Source organism: Kitasatospora sp. NPDC038210, from assembly GCF_055600605.1.
In genome coordinates, this window is record NZ_JBVJYK010000001.1 from 582,092 (window position 1) to 600,424 (window position 18,333).

At 73.2% G+C, this 18,333-nt stretch carries 16 protein-coding genes; 10 read left to right on the forward strand and 6 right to left on the reverse strand.

What is annotated here, in order from left to right; translation table 11 throughout:
* The first annotated feature begins 485 nt into the window (after nucleotides 1–485).
* The gene (locus ACZ7KX_RS02280) at nucleotides 486–959 is read left to right on the forward strand and encodes a nucleoside 2-deoxyribosyltransferase domain-containing protein (protein ID WP_470324849.1); all 474 of its coding nucleotides are present in this window, start codon (nucleotides 486–488) and stop codon (nucleotides 957–959) included.
* Between the two features lie 190 nt (nucleotides 960–1,149).
* On the forward strand, nucleotides 1,150–1,755 hold the full coding sequence (locus ACZ7KX_RS02285) for a hypothetical protein (RefSeq protein WP_470324850.1): 606 nt from the start codon (nucleotides 1,150–1,152) through the stop codon (nucleotides 1,753–1,755).
* A gap of 248 nt (nucleotides 1,756–2,003) precedes the next feature.
* Here the strand turns inward: ACZ7KX_RS02285 and ACZ7KX_RS02290 are convergent, their stop codons facing one another.
* The gene (locus ACZ7KX_RS02290; protein WP_470324851.1) at nucleotides 2,004–4,346 is read right to left on the reverse strand and encodes a heavy metal translocating P-type ATPase; all 2,343 of its coding nucleotides are present in this window, start codon (nucleotides 4,344–4,346) and stop codon (nucleotides 2,004–2,006) included.
* A 754-nt stretch (nucleotides 4,347–5,100) separates the two neighbouring features.
* Here ACZ7KX_RS02290 and ACZ7KX_RS02295 point away from each other — a divergent pair.
* The 3 genes from ACZ7KX_RS02295 to ACZ7KX_RS02305 all read left to right on the forward strand — a co-directional run bounded on the left by ACZ7KX_RS02295 (nucleotide 5,101) and on the right by ACZ7KX_RS02305 (nucleotide 7,687).
* Entirely contained in the window at nucleotides 5,101–5,628 is a 528-nt protein-coding gene (locus ACZ7KX_RS02295; RefSeq protein WP_470324852.1) for a hypothetical protein, read from the forward strand.
* A 40-nt stretch (nucleotides 5,629–5,668) separates the two neighbouring features.
* Nucleotides 5,669–6,661: a COG1361 family protein gene (locus tag ACZ7KX_RS02300; RefSeq protein WP_470324853.1), complete on the forward strand. Its 993-nt coding sequence runs from the start codon at nucleotides 5,669–5,671 to the stop codon at nucleotides 6,659–6,661.
* A gap of 297 nt (nucleotides 6,662–6,958) precedes the next feature.
* Nucleotides 6,959–7,687: a hypothetical protein gene (locus ACZ7KX_RS02305; protein ID WP_470324854.1), complete on the forward strand. Its 729-nt coding sequence runs from the start codon at nucleotides 6,959–6,961 to the stop codon at nucleotides 7,685–7,687.
* A gap of 116 nt (nucleotides 7,688–7,803) precedes the next feature.
* Here ACZ7KX_RS02305 and ACZ7KX_RS02310 read toward each other — a convergent pair whose 3' ends face one another.
* The gene (locus ACZ7KX_RS02310) at nucleotides 7,804–8,709 is read right to left on the reverse strand and encodes a LysR family transcriptional regulator (RefSeq protein WP_470324855.1); all 906 of its coding nucleotides are present in this window, start codon (nucleotides 8,707–8,709) and stop codon (nucleotides 7,804–7,806) included.
* Between the two features lie 121 nt (nucleotides 8,710–8,830).
* On the opposite strand from ACZ7KX_RS02310, the gene ACZ7KX_RS02315 reads away from it, so the two are divergent.
* The 4 genes from ACZ7KX_RS02315 to ACZ7KX_RS02330 are packed head-to-tail and all read left to right on the forward strand — an operon-like array spanning nucleotide 8,831 to nucleotide 13,205.
* Nucleotides 8,831–10,033 (forward strand): CaiB/BaiF CoA transferase family protein, encoded by a 1,203-nt coding sequence (locus ACZ7KX_RS02315; protein ID WP_470324856.1) that lies wholly within the window; start codon nucleotides 8,831–8,833, stop codon nucleotides 10,031–10,033.
* Nucleotides 10,030–10,821, forward strand: a complete 792-nt coding sequence (locus ACZ7KX_RS02320; protein WP_470324857.1) for an enoyl-CoA hydratase/isomerase family protein — start codon at nucleotides 10,030–10,032, stop codon at nucleotides 10,819–10,821. The genes ACZ7KX_RS02315 and ACZ7KX_RS02320 overlap by 4 nt, the downstream gene beginning before the upstream one ends.
* Nucleotides 10,822–10,848: 27 nt before the next feature.
* The gene (locus ACZ7KX_RS02325; RefSeq protein ID WP_470324858.1) at nucleotides 10,849–12,015 is read left to right on the forward strand and encodes an acyl-CoA dehydrogenase family protein; all 1,167 of its coding nucleotides are present in this window, start codon (nucleotides 10,849–10,851) and stop codon (nucleotides 12,013–12,015) included.
* Entirely contained in the window at nucleotides 12,012–13,205 is a 1,194-nt protein-coding gene (locus ACZ7KX_RS02330; RefSeq protein ID WP_470324859.1) for an acyl-CoA dehydrogenase family protein, read from the forward strand. Before ACZ7KX_RS02325 ends, ACZ7KX_RS02330 begins: the two co-directional genes overlap by 4 nt.
* Nucleotides 13,206–13,313: 108 nt before the next feature.
* On the opposite strand, the gene ACZ7KX_RS02335 is transcribed toward ACZ7KX_RS02330, so the two are convergent.
* Genes ACZ7KX_RS02335 through ACZ7KX_RS02350 form a run of 4 tightly spaced genes read right to left on the reverse strand, consistent with a single transcriptional unit; the run spans nucleotide 13,314 to nucleotide 17,365 of the window.
* Nucleotides 13,314–13,436, reverse strand: coding sequence for a hypothetical protein (locus ACZ7KX_RS02335; RefSeq protein ID WP_470324860.1), 123 nt, complete (start codon nucleotides 13,434–13,436; stop codon nucleotides 13,314–13,316).
* 42 nt (nucleotides 13,437–13,478) lie between these two features.
* Nucleotides 13,479–14,003, reverse strand: a complete 525-nt coding sequence (locus ACZ7KX_RS02340) for a flavin reductase family protein (protein ID WP_470324861.1) — start codon at nucleotides 14,001–14,003, stop codon at nucleotides 13,479–13,481.
* A gap of 23 nt (nucleotides 14,004–14,026) precedes the next feature.
* Complete coding sequence (locus tag ACZ7KX_RS02345) at nucleotides 14,027–16,171, reverse strand: tetratricopeptide repeat protein (RefSeq protein WP_470324862.1); 2,145 nt, start codon at nucleotides 16,169–16,171, stop codon at nucleotides 14,027–14,029.
* 30 nt (nucleotides 16,172–16,201) lie between these two features.
* A complete protein-coding gene (locus tag ACZ7KX_RS02350) occupies nucleotides 16,202–17,365 on the reverse strand; it encodes a hypothetical protein (RefSeq protein ID WP_470324863.1) in 1,164 nt (387 codons plus the stop codon).
* A 389-nt stretch (nucleotides 17,366–17,754) separates the two neighbouring features.
* On the opposite strand from ACZ7KX_RS02350, the gene ACZ7KX_RS02355 reads away from it, so the two are divergent.
* Entirely contained in the window at nucleotides 17,755–18,321 is a 567-nt protein-coding gene (locus ACZ7KX_RS02355) for a flavoprotein (RefSeq protein WP_470324864.1), read from the forward strand.
* The last annotated feature ends 12 nt before the right edge of the window (nucleotides 18,322–18,333 follow it).

The window sequence follows — 18,333 nt, forward strand, 5'->3', positions numbered from 1 at the left end:
CCGTACGGACGACCGGCCGGGGGCCGGCGAGGATCGCCGGCCCCCGGCCGAGGAGTGGACGTCAGATGCGCTCAAGGCCACCCGAGATGGCCTCCAGGTCCTCGTCGCCGATCTCGGCCGCGAAGTCGTCGGCGGCGGTCTCCGGGGTGGTGTTCTGGGTGTCGCTCATGATTCCTCCAAGATGCCGGGTTCCCGGGATTCCGGGCGGGATCCGGAGGAGATCGGTCGGGGGGAAAACGACCGGCCTCCACCGGGATGCTTCGTCTCTCGCTGAGACGTCTCGAAGCTATGGGCCCCGGTCAGGAGGGCACAAGGAACTCCCGACGGTTTCCCCGAAGCGTGCACGACGGGGCCGGGACGGTTCCACCGATCCGCTCCGTGGTCGGCGGCGGACCGTCCCGCCGACCTGGACGCCCCCTCTCCTCGGCCGGACAATGGGCCGCCCGGGCCGCTTCCGGCCCGGCCGACCGGTGTGGGAGCAACTGATGGAATACTTCGAGGCCCCGGCCGAGTACCACCCCGGCGGCCGGCCCGCGGTGTTCCTGGCGGGGGGCATCACCGGGTGCCCCGACTGGCAGGCCACCGCGGTCCGGATGTTCGGCGACGACGAGGTCGCGGTGCTCAATCCCCGCCGGAGTTCGGCGACTTCGCCGATCCCGGTGGCCGACCAGATCGCCTGGGAGTACCGGCACCTGCACCGGGCCGCGGTCGTGCTGTTCTGGTTCCCCCGGAGCGTCGACAGCGTGCAGCCGATCGCGCTGTACGAGCTCGGGATGCACGCCGGACGAGGTGCCCCGATCGCGGTGGGTGTCGACCGGAACTATCTGCGCCGGCGCGATGTGGAAATCCAACTCTCGCTAGCTCGGCCGGAGTTGACGATCCACCACTCGCTGTCCGACACCGTCGGCGCCGCCCGGGCCCTGCTGGTGCAGGGCGATGCCGGCGGTGCCGCGGGCTGATCGGCGTCCTGCGCCGGCGCAGCGGTGGCACGCATCCGTGCAAGCGTTGCAGCGGCGGCGGCCCGGTGTGGTGGCGTCGGGGCCCGGTGCGGCACCGGTCGTGCCGTTCCGGTCTAGGCTCCCGGTCCGACGGGCCCCGCGGTGCGGGTGGTCCGGCCTTCGGCGCGCAGCCCCACAGAGAGGACCCCGGATGTTGCTCGGCCCGCCCCCGACACGTGATCCCGCCCTCGCCGGGAGCATCAGGGCCGAACCGCTCGGGGAGTGGGTGCCCTACGAGGACCGGGCACCGACCAACGGCGGCGGCGTCGTCCTGCCCGGCCAGACGGACGACGTCTCCCGATGGGTGACGAGGGCGCAGATGCGCGACGCCACCAGGAGGACCGGCCCCACCGCCCTGTGGTACTACTGCGGCACCTACCTGGGGAGGCCGGTCGAGGCGTCGGCGAAGGCCACGGCCGAACGGCACGGCGGCCGGACGATGATGATGCTGATCGAGGACCTCGGCCTGCCGACCCCGTACTACTCCGACTACTCCGAGCGGGCCGCCGCCTTCTGGCGGAACGCTTCGGTGGGATTCTCCGAAGCGGCCCGCGGCGAGATCCGGATCGTCTTCGGCGACGCCGTACGGCGGGGGAACACCTGGCAGCGCGTGGAATGCCCGACGCTCATGGCGAACCCGCACGTCACCGCCGTCCTGTGGGCCCAACCCGGTACCGCCTTCCGGCAGTTCCTGAGCGGGGGCCAGCGTGACCCGCGCTTCCAGCTGCCCACCGGGGTCACGGTGCACCAGGTGTAGTGACCATGAGCGTCGTTGACGGCGGTCGGGCTCGATCACCTCGAAGACCTCCGGGTCGTGGGGGCGCCGGGGCTTCCGGGCGGGTCCGGTGGTGTCGGGCGCGACCAGGAGGGGCGTCGACCGTGGCGCAGGGCGCGGCGCCGGCCCAGCGGTCCCTGGCCGAACCCGCCTTGGGCCCGCCAGGGAATCCACGGGTACCCGATGGGACCGCCGGTCCGGCCGCCACCGTCTGCCGCTGCGACCACCTTTCACGGAACGAGGGAGAAGTAGCTCTCCTCTTCCTGCCGGAAGTGCAGGCGCAGGACGGCGTGGAGGCCGTACAGGCAGGCGGTGAGGTCGTCGATCTGTTCGGGCTGCAGCGAGCCCTGTTCGGCGGCGAGGTCGAGGTGGGTGGTGATGCGGCGGGCGAGGCGGTCGATCTCGGTGTGGGCGCGGCTCATGGTCTCGGTGGCTTCGGGGCCGCCGAGGCGGCGGGTCAGGGCGGGGTAGAGCTGGTGCTCCTCGGCGTGTTCGTGCGGGAGCAGGCGCTCGGTGAGGAGTCGGTTGACCTCCCGGACGGCGGCGAGGGCCCGTGGGCCGTGTTCGGTGGTGAGCAGGCCGGCCGCGTCACGGATGAGGTCGAGGGTGTCGCGGAGGTCGTCGTGTTCGGCGGCGAAGCGGTGGATGAGGTCTTCGGTGTCGGGTTCGAGCGGCGGCCGGGTGCCGCGGGCGGGCAGCAGGGCGCGCAGTGCGTTGAGGATCACCACGACGTCGATGGCCTCCTGGAGGAGGGCGCCGACGGCCGGCGGCAGCAGGCCGAACAGGGCGGCGACCATGGCGAGCAGCGACAGGGCCATGCCTCCTGCGGCGCTCTGGACGGCGATGCGGCGCGCCCGGACGGCGATCTCCATGGCCTCGGAGAGGCGGTCGACGCGGTCGGTGGTGAGGACGATGTCGGCGGCTTCGGAGGAGGCGCTGGAGCCTCGTGCGCCCATCGCCACGCCGACGTCGGCGGCGGCCAGAGCCGGCGCGTCGTTGACGCCGTCGCCGACCATGAGGGTGATCGCCCGGGCGGATTCGGCGCGGACGGCGGCGACCTTGTCGGCGGGTGACTGGCCGGATCTGACCTCGTCCAGGCCCAGGACGACGCCGACTTCCCGGGCGGGCTCGGGGCGGTCCCCGGTGAGCATGACCAGTCGGGTCAGTCCGGCCTCGCGCAGGCGTTGCACGGTGTGCGGGGCGTCGAGCCGCAGCGGGTCGCGCAGCAGGACGGCTCCGGCGAGGGTGCCGTCGACGGTGAGCCAGGCGCAGGCGGCCCCGTCGAGGATCGCGCGGTTGTCGACGGCCCGTGCCCAGGCGGGGAGGGCTGCCGGTGCGAGGTCGGTCTTTCCGACGGTGAGCCGGTGGTCGTCGACGGTGCCGGCGGGGCCGCGCCCGGGTTCTTCCGTGGTGTCACGGGGGAGGGAGAGTGCCAGGTCGCGGGTGCGTGCCTCGTGGAGGATGGCCTGGGCGAGGATGTGGGTGGAGACCTGGTCGAGGGAGGCCGCCAGGCGGAGCACCTCGGCCGGGGTGCGGCCGGGGGCGGCGGCGACTTCGAGGACGCGGGGGCGGCCGGCGGTGAGGGTGCCGGTCTTGTCGATCACGAGTGTGCGGGCCCGGCCCAGGTTCTCCAGTGCCACGCCGTCGCGGACGATGACTCCTCGTCGTGCGGCGCGCGACAGGCCGGAGACGATGGCGACCGGTGCGGCCAGCAGCAGCGGGCAGGGTGTCGCCACAACCAGGACGGCCACGGCGCGCGTGGCGGAGCCGCTCAGCACCCAGGCCAGGGCGGCGAGCACGAGGGACAGCGGCAGGAACCAGGCGGCGTAGCGCTCGGCGAGGCGCACGGTGGGTGCCCGCTGCGCGCCGGCCTGTTCGGCGAGGCGGACGATCTCCGCGTAGGTGCTGTCCTCGGCGGTGGCGGTCGCCGTGATCTCGAAGACGCCGCCGGCGTTGACGACGCCGCTGCGCACGGCGTCCTGGATGCCGCGTTCCAGCTGTTCGGACTCGCCGGTGAGTACGGACTCGTCGAGTACGGCCGTGCCGTCGCTGACCAGGCCGTCCACCGGGACCACGTCGCCGGGCCCGACGACCAGCACGTCGCCGACGAGGACTTCGGTCAGGGGGACGACGGCCACGTCCGGGCCCCTGCGGCGGCGGGCCGAGCGCGGCGCGTGTTCCAGGAGGGCGCGCAGGTCGTGCGAGGCGCGGCGCTCGGCGGCGGCGTCCAGGGCGCGGCCGGTGGCCAGCATCAGGGCGATCAGGGCACCCGCCAGGTACTCGCCCACGGCCAGGGTGCCGACCAGGGCCAGGACCGCGATCAGGTCGACGCCGGCCCGCCCCTTGCGCAGCGCGGCCACGACCCAGGCCACGGCCGGGACGACGGCCAGCACGGTGCCGACCGCCCAGCACAGGTCCGCGGCGGCCGGGCTCCCGGCGAGCCAGGCGATCCCGCCCGCGGCCAGCGCCGCGGCGGTTGCCGTCAGCAGGCCGGGCGCGAGCCATCGGCGGACACGGGCCGCCGACGGCCGTCCTTCGGTGCGGCCGGTCGCCAGGGCATCCGTTCGAGCCATGACAACCTCCAGTCTTCTCGGTGCCGCCGCAGCGGTGCCGAAGGCAGCCCGGACCTCCACCCCACCACACGACCCCCGTAGCCGACAGGGCCCATCGGTCCACACGGCGATCCATGAGGGTCCACTCCGGCGGAGGAGCTGACCGTGGGCGGCGTCACCCGGACGGCGCTCGGCGCCGGGCGCGGGACGTGTGCGGGCTGCAGCGCCGAGCGATGTGGGGCGCGCACATCCGGCCGCGAAATACCCCTCCAGGTATATTGGAAGCGAAGGGGACACCCTTCTCCTGAGTGATCGCGAGGAGTTCATCCATGTGTCGACGTACCACGTGCCGCACTTGCGGCAAGGCCACCTATGCGGGGTGCGGCATGCACGTCGACCAGGTGCTCGCCGGGGTTCGCAAGGCCGACCGCTGCAGCTGCGACCGGAGCGCGGCCAAGGGCGGCGGCTTCCTGGCGAGGCTTTTCGGCCGCCGTTGAGCCGGCGGGCGGGCGCCATGCGATCGGGCCGTGCCGGGATTCCCGGCACGGCCCGACCCGTGTCCACCCGCAGGTGCTGCGCCGCGGTGCGGCGGCAGCGGCCCGCGAGGACATGTGGTTCGGCCGGGCTTCTCTCCGGCTGAGATATCGCCATTCGTGTGGCCCAACGCGGCGCGCGTCGGCTTGTGCGAAAAGGTCGCGCCGGATTGTCTGGGGCGCGTCAATCGGCATGTCCGCCGTCAGCCAGAACGTCCTCTGGCGGGATTCCAGGAGCCATCATGCGTACACGAAGCCTGTCTGTCGCGGCCGCGGCTGCAGCCGCAGCCGCCATTCTCGCCCTGGTCCAGCCGGGCATCGCCACCGCGGACAGCGACCCCAGCACCACGGTCACGTTCACCGTCACGTCCGGCGCACTGACACTGTCGGTGCCGGCCAGCGCCACCCTCGGCTCGGGAGCGCCCGGCACCACGATCAGCGCACCGATCGGCCCCTGTACCGTCACCGACGACCGCGCCCTCCTCTCGGCCTCCTGGACGGTGACCGCGGCGGAGACGGACTTCGTGAACGGATCGTCGACCATTCCCGCCACCGATGCCACCTACACGCCCGGGACGGTGACGACGACCGGCACCATCACCGTCACCACGACGAACGTGACGCTGAGCAACTCCGCGCAGACGGTGCTCACCGGGACCGCCGGTGTCGGGGACAACACCGCGAGCTGGAACCCGACAGTCGCCGTGAACGTGCCCGCCAGTGCCGTCGGCGGAACCTACACCGGAACGCTGACCCAGTCCGTTGCCTGACGGAACGAAGGGTGTGCGCCGGTTCTGGACTCTCCTGCTGATGCTGGCCCTCGTGCAGGCCGCCGGGGTGATGCCGGCGGCGGGGCGGGCAGCCGGGGCGCCCTCCCCCCGGGATCCGGCTGCGGGCAGGAGCATCGCCATCAAGCTTCTCGACGCTCCGGAGAACCGCCGTGCCGATCCCAGAGCGCATGCCTACGTCGTCGACCACCTCGCACCCGGCTCGACCATCGAACGGCGGGTGGAGATCACCAACGAGTCGTCCACGCCGATGCACGTCGACGTCTACGCCGCGGCAGCCACCATCGCGAAGGGTGAGTTCACCTTCGCGCCGGAGCGCACTCCCAGCGAGCTGACCGGCTGGACGTCGTTCGACGCGACGGACCTTGAGCTGGGAGCCTCCGAAACGGCGCGGGTGCGCACCACCATCCGCGTGCCCGAGGACGCCGCCGCCGGGGAGCGATACGGCGTCATCTGGGCGCAGACGAGCGCTCCCACGGATCGCTCGCACACCCTGACGGTGCTGGGCCGGGTAGGCGTCCGCATGTACGTCGACGTCGGCCGCGGTACCGAGTCACCCTCGGACTTCACGATCGAACGGCTCTATCCGACCCGCGCCGGTGACGGGCGTGGAGAGGTTCACGCCCGGATCCACAACACGGGGGGTCGCGCCCTGGACATCGGCGGGACACTGTCCCTCCTCTCCGGGCCGGCCGGACAGCACGCCGGACCGTTCTCGACCGCCAGGACGGGCGCCACACTGGCTCCGGGCGACCGCGGGGAGGTGGTCGTCCCAGTGGACGCAACGCTGCCGAACGGCCCGTGGACCGGGGAGCTCACGCTCGGAAGCGGCCTGGTCCAGCACAACGCCCGCGCCACCCTCACCTTCCCGTCGACTCCCGGCGGCGTCGGAGCGGACGCCGCGTCGGTCGCCCTGCAGGGGGACTTCCCCACCTCGGTGGTCGCCTGGCTGTCAGCCCTCGCCCTCGCCGCTCTCTGCCTGCTGCTCTCCAGGTTCCTCCGGCGCCGTCGATGACGACTCCGACCATGACCTGCCCCTGCGCCTGCAGTCGGCTGATCTGCTCCGTGAGTGACGCATGACGGCCCTCGTCGAGCGCGTCACCGCTCCTTCTTCGCCGACGTCGTCCTCGCCGGCGTGCCGACGTCGGCACACCTCTCGTCCGCCCCCGGCCGTGCGCGGATGCTTTGAGTAATGGTCACTTCACTATGAGTATCCACAGCTTGTTCTCGACGGTTGGAAGCGGAGATGTCGGTGTTCGGACACGGGAGAGGGTGGGCCGGAGCAAGCCGCGGCACGGGAGGTGCGGGCGGCATGGTCCGATCCTGGCTGAGGGCTCGGGCCCGGAGGGCGGGGGCGGTCACGCTGACCGGGCTGGCCGTCCTGGCGATCGTCCTGGCCACAGCCTGGACCGCGACGGTTCAACCCGCCTACGTCGCCCAGGTCGGCGGGGCGACGACGCCGGTGGTCGAGCCTTTCGCCGCCATCGGCCTCACCGGACCCGGTGGCACCACCACTGGCCCCGGCGGCACTGTCAGGGCCGGCAGTGTCGGCACCACCGGCCTCGCGTTCACGGTCGTCCCAGTCAGCCTGACCATCGCCAAGAGTCACACGGACCCCTTCGTCAAGGGCGAGGACGGCGTCTACACCATCACTGTGGGTAACCTCGCGACGGCCAGCCCGACCAATGGCACCCCGGTCACCGTCCACGACCGCCTCCCCGAAGGTCTTCGGGCCGAAGGGATCACCGGCGCGGGATGGACCTGCGTTCTGGCCACCCTCACCTGTACGCGCAGCGACATCCTGCCTGCCGGTGGCAGCTACCCGCCCATCACCCTGACCGTCGACGTCTCCTGCCACGCCCGTGAGCAGGTCACCAACACCGCTACCGTCACCGGAGGAGGTGACAGCACCACCCGCACCGCCACCGACCCCACCACGATCAAGCGCCACGGGCACGACGACGACGGGCACGGCGGCCACGACGGGCATGACGGCCACGACGGGCATCATGACCACTGCGACGGCCCCGACCACTGGTAGCACTCGGCCCGTGTGGACGTAGCGGGAAGTGGTGGAGGTCCTCCGTCCCTGCGGCGGACCTCCGCCACCTCCCGCTACGGAGAAGGACCGATCCCCCACCGGGGGGCCCGCCCGCCTCAGTCCGCCGCCAGCTCCAGGGCGGCGAGGATCTCCAGCAGTCGGTGCACGGCGGCGTCCGGGTCGTCCGGGCGGTGGACGGCCGCGATCGTGCTGTCCAGGTAGGGCGAGCCCCCGAGCAGCGGGCGGTGGACCACCCCGGGGACGCCCAGCGAGCGCACCTGCTCGGGGACGAGCGCCACGCAGAGGCCGGCGGCGACGAAGCCGAGCAGCCCCGGCAGGTCGTCCGCCTGGCCCAGCGGGCGCGGGCTGAATCCGGCCCGGGCGCAGGCGAGCGCCACCTGCTCGGCGAGCCCGGGCAGGGTGCCCGGCCTGGGGAGCGCGAACGCTTCCGCGGCGAGGTCGTGCAGGTCCAGCGACGGCTCGGCGGCGCGCGGGTGCTGCTCGGGCAGCGCGGCGACCAGCCGTTCCGTGCTGAGCCGCCGCACGGTCAGGCGCTCGGTGCCGGCGACCGGGAGGCGGACCAGAGCCAGGTCGAGCGCCCCGGCCTGCAGCATCCCGACCAGCTCGGTGGACGGGTGCACGCTCAGGTGCAGCCGCAGGCCCGGCAGTTCGGTGTGGCTGCGGCGCAGCAGGCGCGGCACCAGCTGGTAGCCCAGGCTGCCGATGAACCCCAGCCGCAGCTCGCCCTCCTGGCCGGCCGCGATCCGCCGGACCCGCTCGACGGCGGCCGTCTGGGCGTCCAGCAGCCGTCGGGCGTCCTCGGCGAACGCGCGGCCGGCCGGGGTGAGCCGGACGCCGCGCGACCCCCGGTCGAACAGGACCACCTTGAGGCCGCGCTCCAGCCGCTGGATGGCCTGGCTGAGCGGCGGCTGGCTCATCGAGAGCCGCTCGGCGGCCCGGCCGAAGTGCTGCTCCTCGGCCAGTACCACGAACTGCTGGAGGACGCGCTGGGTCAGTTCCATATCGTCCAGCATATGAAAGACGGCCGTAAGAAGTATTGGACGGTATGGGGCGGCCGGGATTTGACTGATGGTCAGCGGATCGGCGAGCCACGTCGATCCCGATGGCGATCGGAGGTGTGTCATGTCGGCAGAACCGCAACAGGCCGGTGCGACCGGGCCGTTGGACGGCGTGCGGGTGGTCGAGCTGGCCAGTGTGATCATGGCGCCGTACGCGGCGCAGCAGCTCGGGGACCTCGGCGCGGACGTGATCAAGGTCGAGCCGCCCGGCGGTGACATGACCCGCCACTACCCGCCCACCCGCAACCCGGGCATGGGCGTGCTGGCGCTCAACCTCAACCGCAACAAGCGCAGCGTCGCGATCGACCTCAAGGCCCCGGGCGGCCGCGACGCGCTGCTCGCGCTGATCGCGACCGCGGACGTGTTCATCACCAACATCCGCCCGCAGGCCCTGCAACGCCTCGGCCTGGGCTACGCCGAGCTGGCCGCCGTCAACTCCGGCCTGGTCTACCTGAACGCCCAGGGGTTCCGCAGCGACTCCGAGCTCGGCACCCGGCCGGCCTACGACGACATCGTCCAGGCCGCCTCCGGCCTGGTCTGGCTGAACGAACAGGTCAGCGGCGTGCCCTACTTCGTCCCCACGGTGCTCGCCGACAAGATCTGCGGCCTGGTGATCGCGCAGTCGGTGCTGGCCGCGCTCCACCACCGCGACCGCACCGGCCGGGGCCAGCACGTCGAGGTGCCGATGGCCGACACCATGCTGGCCTTCAACCTGGTCGAGCACCTGGCGGCGGCCACCCTCGACCCGCCCGAGGGCCCGATCGGCTACGCGCGGGCGCTCAGCTCCGTCCGCCGGGCGGCCCGCACGGCGGACGGCTGGATGTGCATCCTGCCCTACAGCGACCGCAACTGGCGCGACTTCTTCACCTTCGTCGGCCGCCCCGACCTGGCCGACGACCCGCGCTTCGGCACGCTGCCCGACCGCGCCCGCAATGCCGACGAACTCTACGCGCTGATGGACGAGTTCGCCGGCCGGCACACCACCGCCGAATGGCGCGCCTTCTGCGACGCGGCGAGCATCCCGGCCGCCCCGGTGCTGAGCCTGGACGAGGCCGCGGACAGCGCCTACGCCACCGAGGGCGGCCTGCTGAGGACGGTCGAGCACCCCACCGAGGGCCGCTACCGCCTGATCGGCGAACCGGTCCGGTTCGGCGCCACCCCGGCCGGCCTGCGGCGGCACTGCCCGCGGATCGGCGAGCACACCGAGGAGGTCCTCGCCGAGATCGGCCACCACCCCACCACCCGAACCCCGTTGGAGACCCGATGAGCGAGCAGGAACCGCTGCGCGTCGAACACCGGCCGAACGGTGTCGCCGTGCTCACCTTCGACCACCCCGACAAACGCAATCCGATGACCGCCCGGCTCACCGAGCAGTGGCAGCATGCGATGCGGTCTCTGCACGCCGACCCCGGGCTCCGGGCCGTCGTGGTCACCGGCACCGGCCCCGCGTTCTGCTCCGGAGCCGACCTCGGCGACCTCGCCGACGGGCACGGCCAGGACCTGACCACCGCCCGGACACGGCTGACCGCCTTCTACCGGAGCTGGCTGGCCGTCCGCGAGCTGCCCGTCCCCACCATCGCAGCCGTCAACGGCCACGCGGTGGGCGCCGGACTGGCCCTGGCACTGGCCTGCGACCTGCGCTACGCCGCCACGGAGGCGAAGCTCGGTGCACCGTTCGTCCGGCTCGGCCTGCACCCCGGCATGGCCACCACCGCGCTGCTCGCCGAAGCGGTCGGTCTGCCGCGGGCTCGCGAACTGCTGCTGACGGGACGACTGTTGGGCGGCGCCGAGGCCGCCGCGATCGGCCTGGTGCAGCAGGCCCTGCCGGCCCGCCAGGTGCTGCGCACCGCGCTGGAGACCGCCGACGAGATCGCCGCCGCCGCGCCGCTGGCCGTCCGGCTGACCAGGAGCGGCCTGGCCCGGGGCCCGCTCACCGTCGAGCAGGCGCTGGCCTGGGAGGCGCTCGCCCAGCCGGTGACGCTCACCACCGACGACTTCCGCGAGGGCGTCCGGGCCCGCCGGGACCACCGCCCCCCGCACTTCACCGGCGCCTGACCCGCCCCGCCACGAGGAGCAGCCGATATGACCAGTCATCACTCTTCCGTTCCACTCCCCGACATAGCAGCAGAACTGCGCAGGGAGGTGCGCGACTTCCTGAACGCCGAACGGGCCGCCGGCACCATCATGGGCCGGCCCGACTCCTGGCTGACCGGCTGGGACCCGGCCTTCAGCCGCCGACTGGCCGAGCGTGGCTGGGTCGGCATGGCACTGCCGCGCGACTACGGCGGCAGCGGCCGTGGCAACCTCGAACGCTACGTCGTCATCGAGGAGTTGCTGGCGGCCGGCGCCCCGGTCTCGGCCCACTGGGTCGCCGACCGGCAGGCCGGGCCGTCCATCCTGCGCCACGGCACCGAGGAGCAGCGGCGCCGCTTCCTGCCCCGGATCGCCGCCGGACAGTGCTTCTTCTCCATCGGCATGAGCGAGCAGGACAGTGGCTCGGACCTCGCCTCGGTGCGCACCCGGGCCGAACGGACCGGTGACGGCTGGCGGTTGACCGGCACCAAGATGTGGACCGGCGGCGCGCACGTCAACGACTACGCGATCGTGCTCGCCCGCACCGGGGAGTCCGCCGGCGAATCCGCCGACCGGCACGCCGGGCTGAGCCAGTTCATCGTCGACCTGCGCGACCCGCGTATCCGGGTCGAGCCGATCCGGCTGCTCAGCGGAGAGCACACCTTCAACCGCGTCCACCTGGACGGCGTCGAGCTCGCCGACGACGCGATGCTCGGCCGGCCAGGCGACGGCTGGCGGCAGGTCACCGGAGAGCTGGCCCTGGAGCGGAGCGGGCCCGAGCGGTTCCTGTCCACGCTGCCGCTGCTGCTCGCCCTGGTCGGCGAGCTGCGGCAGACCGCGTGCACGCCGGAGCAGCACGCCCGGGTCGGCCGGCTCACCGCGCGGCTGGCCTCGATCCGGCAGCTGTCGCTGGGCGTGGCCGCCGCGCTGGAGGCGGGCCACCCGGCCGACGTGCAGGCCGCACTGGTCAAGGACCTCGGCACCCGGTTCGAGGGCGAACTCGTCAACGAGGCCCGCGAGATCCTGCCGGTCGCCGCCCGGTTCGACGCCACCCGCGGCAGCTACCCCGAACTGCTCGCCACCGCGATCCTGCACTCCCCGGGCTACACCCTGCGCGGCGGCACCAACGAGATCCTGCGCGGAATCATCACCCGAGGCCTGGAGGCGTCGCGATGACCAACGAAAAGCCGATGAGCAGCGAGAACTCGATGAGCAACGAGAACTCGGTGAGCAGCGAGGACCCGATGGGCAGCGGGAACCCGATGGGCGGTGACTGCCCGGCGGGCACCCGGCCCCAGGCGCGCACCGAACCCGTCACCGAGCAGCCGGTCGAACGCGCCCGCGCCGTCCTGGCCGGCGCCGGCGAGTGGCCCGCCGAGTCCGCGCGGGCGGTGTGGGACGGGCTGCGCGCCGCCGGCGCCCTGCCGCCGCCCGACGCGGACCCGGCCGTCCTGGTGGCGCTGGCCCGCGAGGCCGGCTACCACAGCACCCCGGGGCCGCTCGCCGAGACCCTGCTGGTCGCCCGCCCGCTGCTGTCCGCGGCCGGGCTCACCGCACCGGACGGGCCGCTCGCGGTCGCCGCCGGCCCGCTGGACGTGCGGTTCGCGAACGTGGACACCGCCGGCCGGGTCGGCCCCCTGGGCGCGGGCGGGACCGACGACGCCCTGCGGGTCAGCGGCACATTGCGCCGGGTGGCGTGGGCCGGGGCGGCCGACGCGGTGGTGGTACTGACCGCGGGGCCGTCCACCGGGCCCGTACTGCTGCTCCTCGACGCCGTCGACCTGCTGCGGGTCGAGGGCACCAACCTGGCGGGCGAGCCGCGGGACGACCTGGTGCTGATCGACGTGGCCGTTCCCGCCGAGCGGGTGCGCCGGATCCCGGCCGCGCTGGCCCGTCAGGCGCGGTGGCGCTCCGGTCTGGCCCGGGCCGCGCTGATCGCCGGCGCGGCCCGCCGCTGCGTCGACCTGACCATCGCCCACACCGGCTCCCGCGTGCAGTTCGGCCGCCCGCTGAGCCACTTCCAGGCGGTCAAGCAGGAGGAGGCCAGGCTGATCGAGGAGGCGGCCCTGGTCGGCGCGGCCGTCGAGGCGGCGGCCGCCGCCCTGGCCGATCCGGACACCGCCGAGTTCGCCGCCTGGGTCGCCGCCGCGCAGGCCTGCGCCTCGGTCGCCGAGATCACCCGGATCGCCCACCAGCTGCACGGCGCGATCGGCTTCACCGAACTCAGCCGGCTCCACCTCTCCACCACCCGGCTGTGGTCGTGGCGCGACGAGGACGGCACCGAGCAGGCCTGGGCCCGCCGGATCGGCCGCCGGGTGGTCGAGGACGGCAGCGATCGGCTCTGGCCGCTGGTGACCGGCGCCTGAGCGGCGAGCCGGGCGGCCGCCCGCGCACCGGGGGCGTCGGCCCCGGGCAGGTGTCCCGCGAACCGAACGGGGCCTCCCGCGGGCCGGGCTGGACCCCGGCCGGCCCGGTCAGCTCGCGGCGGCGGTGAGCAGCCGCCGACGCCCGGGGTGGGCTACCGTGCGCACCTGCTCACTCCGCTCGGCGAGCAGCGGCGCCGAGGCCGTACCCGCCAGGTCGGCGCCGATGATCACCGGCAGCCCTCCCTCTCGTCCCCCCTCGGGCGAGCAACCGGATCACGCAGGTGCTGATCCTACGGCCAGACACTGGTAGTGGCTTCCGAAGTGCACCAGGGGGTCGGCGGCGCCGTCCTGGTCGCACCACAGGGGCTGCCCCAGCACGAGCAGGTGGTCGGCGGCGGCGACGGTGCGCTCGACCCGGCACACCAGCGCCGCCATCGCCTCGTCGATCACCGGGACGCCCCGGACCAGCCGGTGGCCGATCCCGGCGAACCGCTGTTCGGCCGGTGCGGTGGCGAACCGGTCGGCCAGGTCCTGGTGGTGGCGGCCGAGCAGGTTGATGCCGAAGGCACCCTGGCTGGTGATCGCGGCCAGGGTGCGGCTGCTCCGGCGGAGCGACACCAGCACGAGCGGCGGGCTGAGCGAGACCGAGGTGAAGGAACTGGCCGTGCAACCGGTCGGCCGGCCCTGGGTCGTGGCGGTGACCAGGGCGACCCCCGTGGCCCAGCGGCGCATGACGCTCCGCAGGGCCGGTCCGGTGACGGCCGGGGTCTCCGGCCGGGGCGTCACCGGACCGGTCACGGTGCCGGGATCCGGCCCGGCCGTCACGACACCCTCACCGGATCCGCGGCCGCGTCCGGCGAGCTCGCGGCCGACTCGGCTGCCACCAGGTCGGCCTGATGAGCCGCCGGATCGCCCAGTGCGAGGTGGCATTCGGCGCGCTGCCGCAGCAGGTCGGCGCGGTCGGCGCCGGGCAGCAGCAGTGCGGCGGTGTAGTCCTGGCGGGCCGACTCCCAGTCACCGGCGCTCTGGTGGACGTAACCACGGTTGTAGAGCAGGTCCGGATTGTCGGTCTCGATCGCCAGCGCCCGGGTGAGATCCGCGACCGCGGTGCCGTGGTCGCCCGTCTCCAGGGCCAGGGTCGCGCGGTTGGCCAGCGCGCTCACCAGGTCCGGCTCGGCGGTGAGCGCCAGGTCGAAGTCGCGCAGCGCCGCCCGGTCGTCGCCCGCGTCCAGCGCCAGCAGCCCCCGGGCGGACAACAGGCGGGCGTCGCCCGGGTGGTGGCGCAGCCCCTCCTCGACCTGGGTCAGTGATCCCGCCGCATCGCCCTGCTCCCGCAGCAGGCTGGCGAGGTTGATCCGGGCGTCCAACTCGTCTGGTTCCAGATCGAGTACGTACGTCAGGTCCGCGATCGCGCCTGCCAGGTCGCCCAGTTCCAGGAGCAGGTCGGCCCGGTTGTAGTGCATCTCCCAGAACGGCGCGGCGAAGGTGATCGACTCGCTGTAGTCGGCCAGCGCACCGGGCAGGTCGCCCATCCGGCGCCGCAGGTCGGCCCGGTCGAAGTAGTAGTCCGGGTAGTTGGGATCCAGCTCGATGACGGTGTCGATGTCGGCCAGCGCCTCCTCCAGGCGGCCGAGTGCCGTGTACACCCGGCCCCGGTTGTGCACCAGCACGGAGCGGTGCAAGCGGTGTTTCTCGGCGGGGAGTTCGCGGTCGATGTCGGCCAGACCGGTGCTGACCAGGCGCAGCGCCTCGGCCGGGTTGCCGAGCTGGAGCTCCACCAGGGCCAGGCCGTTGCGGTTGAAGACCGACTGGAAGACGCGCTGGTCGTGGTCCGGCAACAGGGAAGCCATCGCGAGCACGTTGTGCAGGTGGGCCTTGGCCAGCTGGTGGTCCTTGTGCTCGGCCGGGTGGTAGCGCGTGTAGAGCATGGCGAGGGCGTAGCCGGAGAAGATGTGCAGCATCGGCTGTTGGAACATGGCGCGCAGCTCGATGTAGCGCCGTTCGGCCTCCTCCGGCCGGCCGAGGATCGCCAGTGCGGTGGTGACCTTGGTGGCCAGCATCCAGTACTTCCGGGGCTCCTCGGCCGGGTCCACCAGGGCCGTGCCACGGCCGGCAACGTCGAGCAGCGCGTGGTAGAAGCCCATCGAGACCAGGTACTCGGCGGCTTCGAAGAACGCGTCGGCGGCCGCTTCCCGGTCGCCGCCGTGCTCCAGGTGATAGGGGATCGCCCCGAGGGACAGGCTCCACTCTCCGCGGCGGCGCAGCTCGGCCGCCCGCTGGTCGTGCAGTCGGGCCCGCTCGGCGGCGTCGAGGCGGTGGTAGGCGGCTTCTTCGACGGGGTCGTGGGAGGTGCCGTCGGACTCGACGTAGGACTGGGCCGGCTTGTGATGGTCCGTCAGATCAGTTCGAGCGTCCGAATGTTGGGCGTCCGTATCGGCGGCACGGGCGGTACGGGTGGCGAGGGCCGTGGTGAGTTCGGGGATCAGGTCGGCGCCCCCGGTGTGCACGGTGACCATCAGCAGGTCCGGCAGGGCCCGGCGCAGCAGGATGGCGAGGAACTCCTGGTCGGTGTGATCGGCTTCGTCGACCCGGTCGAAGCGCAGGGCCAGCGCGTGGCCGAGCTCGCGGGCGTGGCCGTGCAGGAACTCGACGATGCCGTGGGCGAGACGGCGGGTGCGCTTCGCCGGGTAGAGGCGGGTGCGCTCGTTGGGCACGGCCAGCGAGGTGAGGGTCTGCGGTCCGGCGCCGATCAGGTCCTTGAGCTCCGGAGCGGCGGACAGGATTTCGACGGCGTGGCGCGCCACGAGCTCCGGGCGGGCCCGGTGCGCATCCGGTACCAGTGAGCGCAGCAGTGTGCCCAGACCGGTGTACGGTCCGCGCAGCCGCCGGTGGCAGTCGGCTCGGGCGTCGTACCGGTCGTCGTGCGCGGTGCCTTCGGGCTGGAGGCGCCAGGTGTGGGAGGTCACGGGTTTTCCTTTCGTGAGTGCGCGGGCCGGTCACGCGGCGGCGCGGCGTTGCCTGCGGCCGACCAGCAGGGGCAGCACGACGACCTGGACGACGATGACGAGCAGGGCGACGGCGGCGTCCCAGAGCCGGCTGTCGCCCAGCGAGCGGTGCGCGATGCCGTCGGCGAGTCGCTGGGCGAACGTCACGGTCGGCAGGACGACGGTGAACACGGCGGCGATCAGCAGGACGGCGGTGCCGATCGCGGTCAGCAGGGCGAACCAGGGCGCCAGCGCCCGCTCCCGCGCCGACCAGCGGTCCTCCGCCCAGCCGCCCCGGCCCCGGCCCAGACGGTGGCGCAGGTAGGCCGAACCCACCTCGTGCAGGTTGGCGCAGCCCAGGGCCGTGGCGAGGACGTAGTAGAGGTCGGTGCGCAGGAAGATCAGGAACTGCCAGGCCAGCCGGGGCAGGATCAGGTACGCCACGGCGAGGGCGAACCGCCCGGCCCAGGACGGTCCGGTCGCGAGGTCGGCCGCCGCCGCGAGGGTGAGCACGCCGAAGAGCACGACCTCGCCGAGCATCCCGGCCAGGAATGGCAGGTGGCGCTGCGCGGGTCGCACACCGAACAGCGCGTCGAGCCGGGTCTCGAAGACCACGAAGTAGAGCCGTCGTCCGATGCCCAGACTGGTGGGCAGGCCGAGCCTGCGGCCGGCCAGGACGTGCCACCCCTCGTGCCAGAGCATGAGCGGCATCTGCAGCACGGCGAGGGCCACCTCCACCGCGACCAGGGACGGGACGAAGAACACGTTCCGGGTGTGCGGTTGCAGTCGGGGCTCGTAGATCATCGCCGCGATCGCCAGCGCGGTGATCAGCGCGTAACAGCTCCAGCCGAGCGGCGAGAACATGGCACGTCCCCAGGCCTGGAAGCGTACGGGCACCGGCACGGGCGTGGGCTCGGCGGCGGCGCCGGACTCGTGGACGAAGCCGAGATCGCGCATGGTCTCGACGAAGTCGGCCAGGTCGACCGGCTCTCCGTAGGTCGCGTGGTACCAGGCGGCGGCCTCGGCGAGCGGCATGCCGTCGGCCAGGCGTCGCAGCAGCGCCGCGCCGTCCTCCGGGAGCAGCGCGAAGGACCCGGTGTCGGGCCGGCCCACCATCGTGCCGTCGCGTTCGGTGACGAAGGTGAGCGGATGGAAGGCGAGGTCGGCGGTCGCCATGATCTCTCCCTCGGAGGGTTGCGGGCCGCTCGGAGGGGTGCGGGCTTCCGGGCGGGGGCGGCGGGACGAACCCGGGCCTGCGTGCTGTGCTGCACGCAGGCCCGGGGATATCACCGGGTCAGCAGACCACCAGGACGTAGGACGCCGGCGAGGTGAGCTTGATGGAACCGGTCTTGCGCACAGTGATCTTCTTCATGGTTCGACTCCCTTGACGAAGAGGCGGGTTGGCGCCGTCCCGCCCTGCTGGCGGATCGGCGAGTCAGACGATGGCACGGCGCCGGGTGGGCGGACATGGGTAGTCGGTCCCCGTCTTCCGGTCGGCGGCCGGGACGGAAAACGGGGGCCCGATCCCCATACCGGGGCGGCCGGGCTCGGACACCATCCATGCCATGCGAAATGACGCCCTCTCCGTGATCGCCTGTGGCTCGATCGTGGCCAAGGACCTGCCGAACTACCTCGTCTTCCTCCGCCAGGAGATCGACCTGCCGCTCCGGGTCCTGCTGACCGCGAGCGCCGCGCGCTTCGTCCAGCCCCAGGTACTGGCCTGGCACGCGGACGAGGTGTACGTCGCCGACGACCCGGCCCTCAACCCCACCGAGTTCGCACACCGCTCGCTCGGCGTGGTGGTGCTGCCCGCCACCGCCAACACCCTGGCCGCGGCGGCCCTCGGGCTGGCCGCCACGCCGGCCCAGACGGTCCTGCTGGCCCACGAGCGGCCCGCACTCTTCTTCCCGAACATGAACGGCTCGATGTGGCGCAAGCCCGCGACCCGGCGTCACGTCAGCACGCTGCGCGCCGACGGCCACACCGTCGTCGAGCCGACCGAGCGCGAGATGTTCGTGCTGTGGCAGCAGGAAAACGGCGTCGGGCCTGCCATGCAGGGCCCCGACGAGGCCGCCGAGACGGTCGTGAAGTGGCTGGAGGAGGCCCTCAAGGGCGACGACGAGTCGGCATAGGGTCCCCCTTGA

Excerpts from the sequence above, each read along its gene's own strand:
- ACZ7KX_RS02280 (WP_470324849.1), top strand. The coding sequence starts at position 486 with ATGGAATACTTCGAGGCCCCGGCCGAGTACCACCCCGGCGGCCGGCCC.
- ACZ7KX_RS02285 (WP_470324850.1), top strand. The coding sequence starts at position 1,150 with ATGTTGCTCGGCCCGCCCCCGACACGTGATCCCGCCCTCGCCGGGAGC.
- ACZ7KX_RS02290 (WP_470324851.1), bottom strand. The coding sequence starts at position 4,346 with ATGGCTCGAACGGATGCCCTGGCGACCGGCCGCACCGAAGGACGGCCG.
- ACZ7KX_RS02295 (WP_470324852.1), top strand. The coding sequence starts at position 5,101 with ATGCGTACACGAAGCCTGTCTGTCGCGGCCGCGGCTGCAGCCGCAGCC.
- ACZ7KX_RS02300 (WP_470324853.1), top strand. The coding sequence starts at position 5,669 with ATGCTGGCCCTCGTGCAGGCCGCCGGGGTGATGCCGGCGGCGGGGCGG.
- ACZ7KX_RS02305 (WP_470324854.1), top strand. The coding sequence starts at position 6,959 with ATGGTCCGATCCTGGCTGAGGGCTCGGGCCCGGAGGGCGGGGGCGGTC.
- ACZ7KX_RS02310 (WP_470324855.1), bottom strand. The coding sequence starts at position 8,709 with ATGGAACTGACCCAGCGCGTCCTCCAGCAGTTCGTGGTACTGGCCGAG.
- ACZ7KX_RS02315 (WP_470324856.1), top strand. The coding sequence starts at position 8,831 with ATGTCGGCAGAACCGCAACAGGCCGGTGCGACCGGGCCGTTGGACGGC.
- ACZ7KX_RS02320 (WP_470324857.1), top strand. The coding sequence starts at position 10,030 with ATGAGCGAGCAGGAACCGCTGCGCGTCGAACACCGGCCGAACGGTGTC.
- ACZ7KX_RS02325 (WP_470324858.1), top strand. The coding sequence starts at position 10,849 with ATGACCAGTCATCACTCTTCCGTTCCACTCCCCGACATAGCAGCAGAA.
- ACZ7KX_RS02330 (WP_470324859.1), top strand. The coding sequence starts at position 12,012 with ATGACCAACGAAAAGCCGATGAGCAGCGAGAACTCGATGAGCAACGAG.
- ACZ7KX_RS02350 (WP_470324863.1), bottom strand. The coding sequence starts at position 17,365 with ATGGCGACCGCCGACCTCGCCTTCCATCCGCTCACCTTCGTCACCGAA.
- ACZ7KX_RS02355 (WP_470324864.1), top strand. The coding sequence starts at position 17,755 with ATGCGAAATGACGCCCTCTCCGTGATCGCCTGTGGCTCGATCGTGGCC.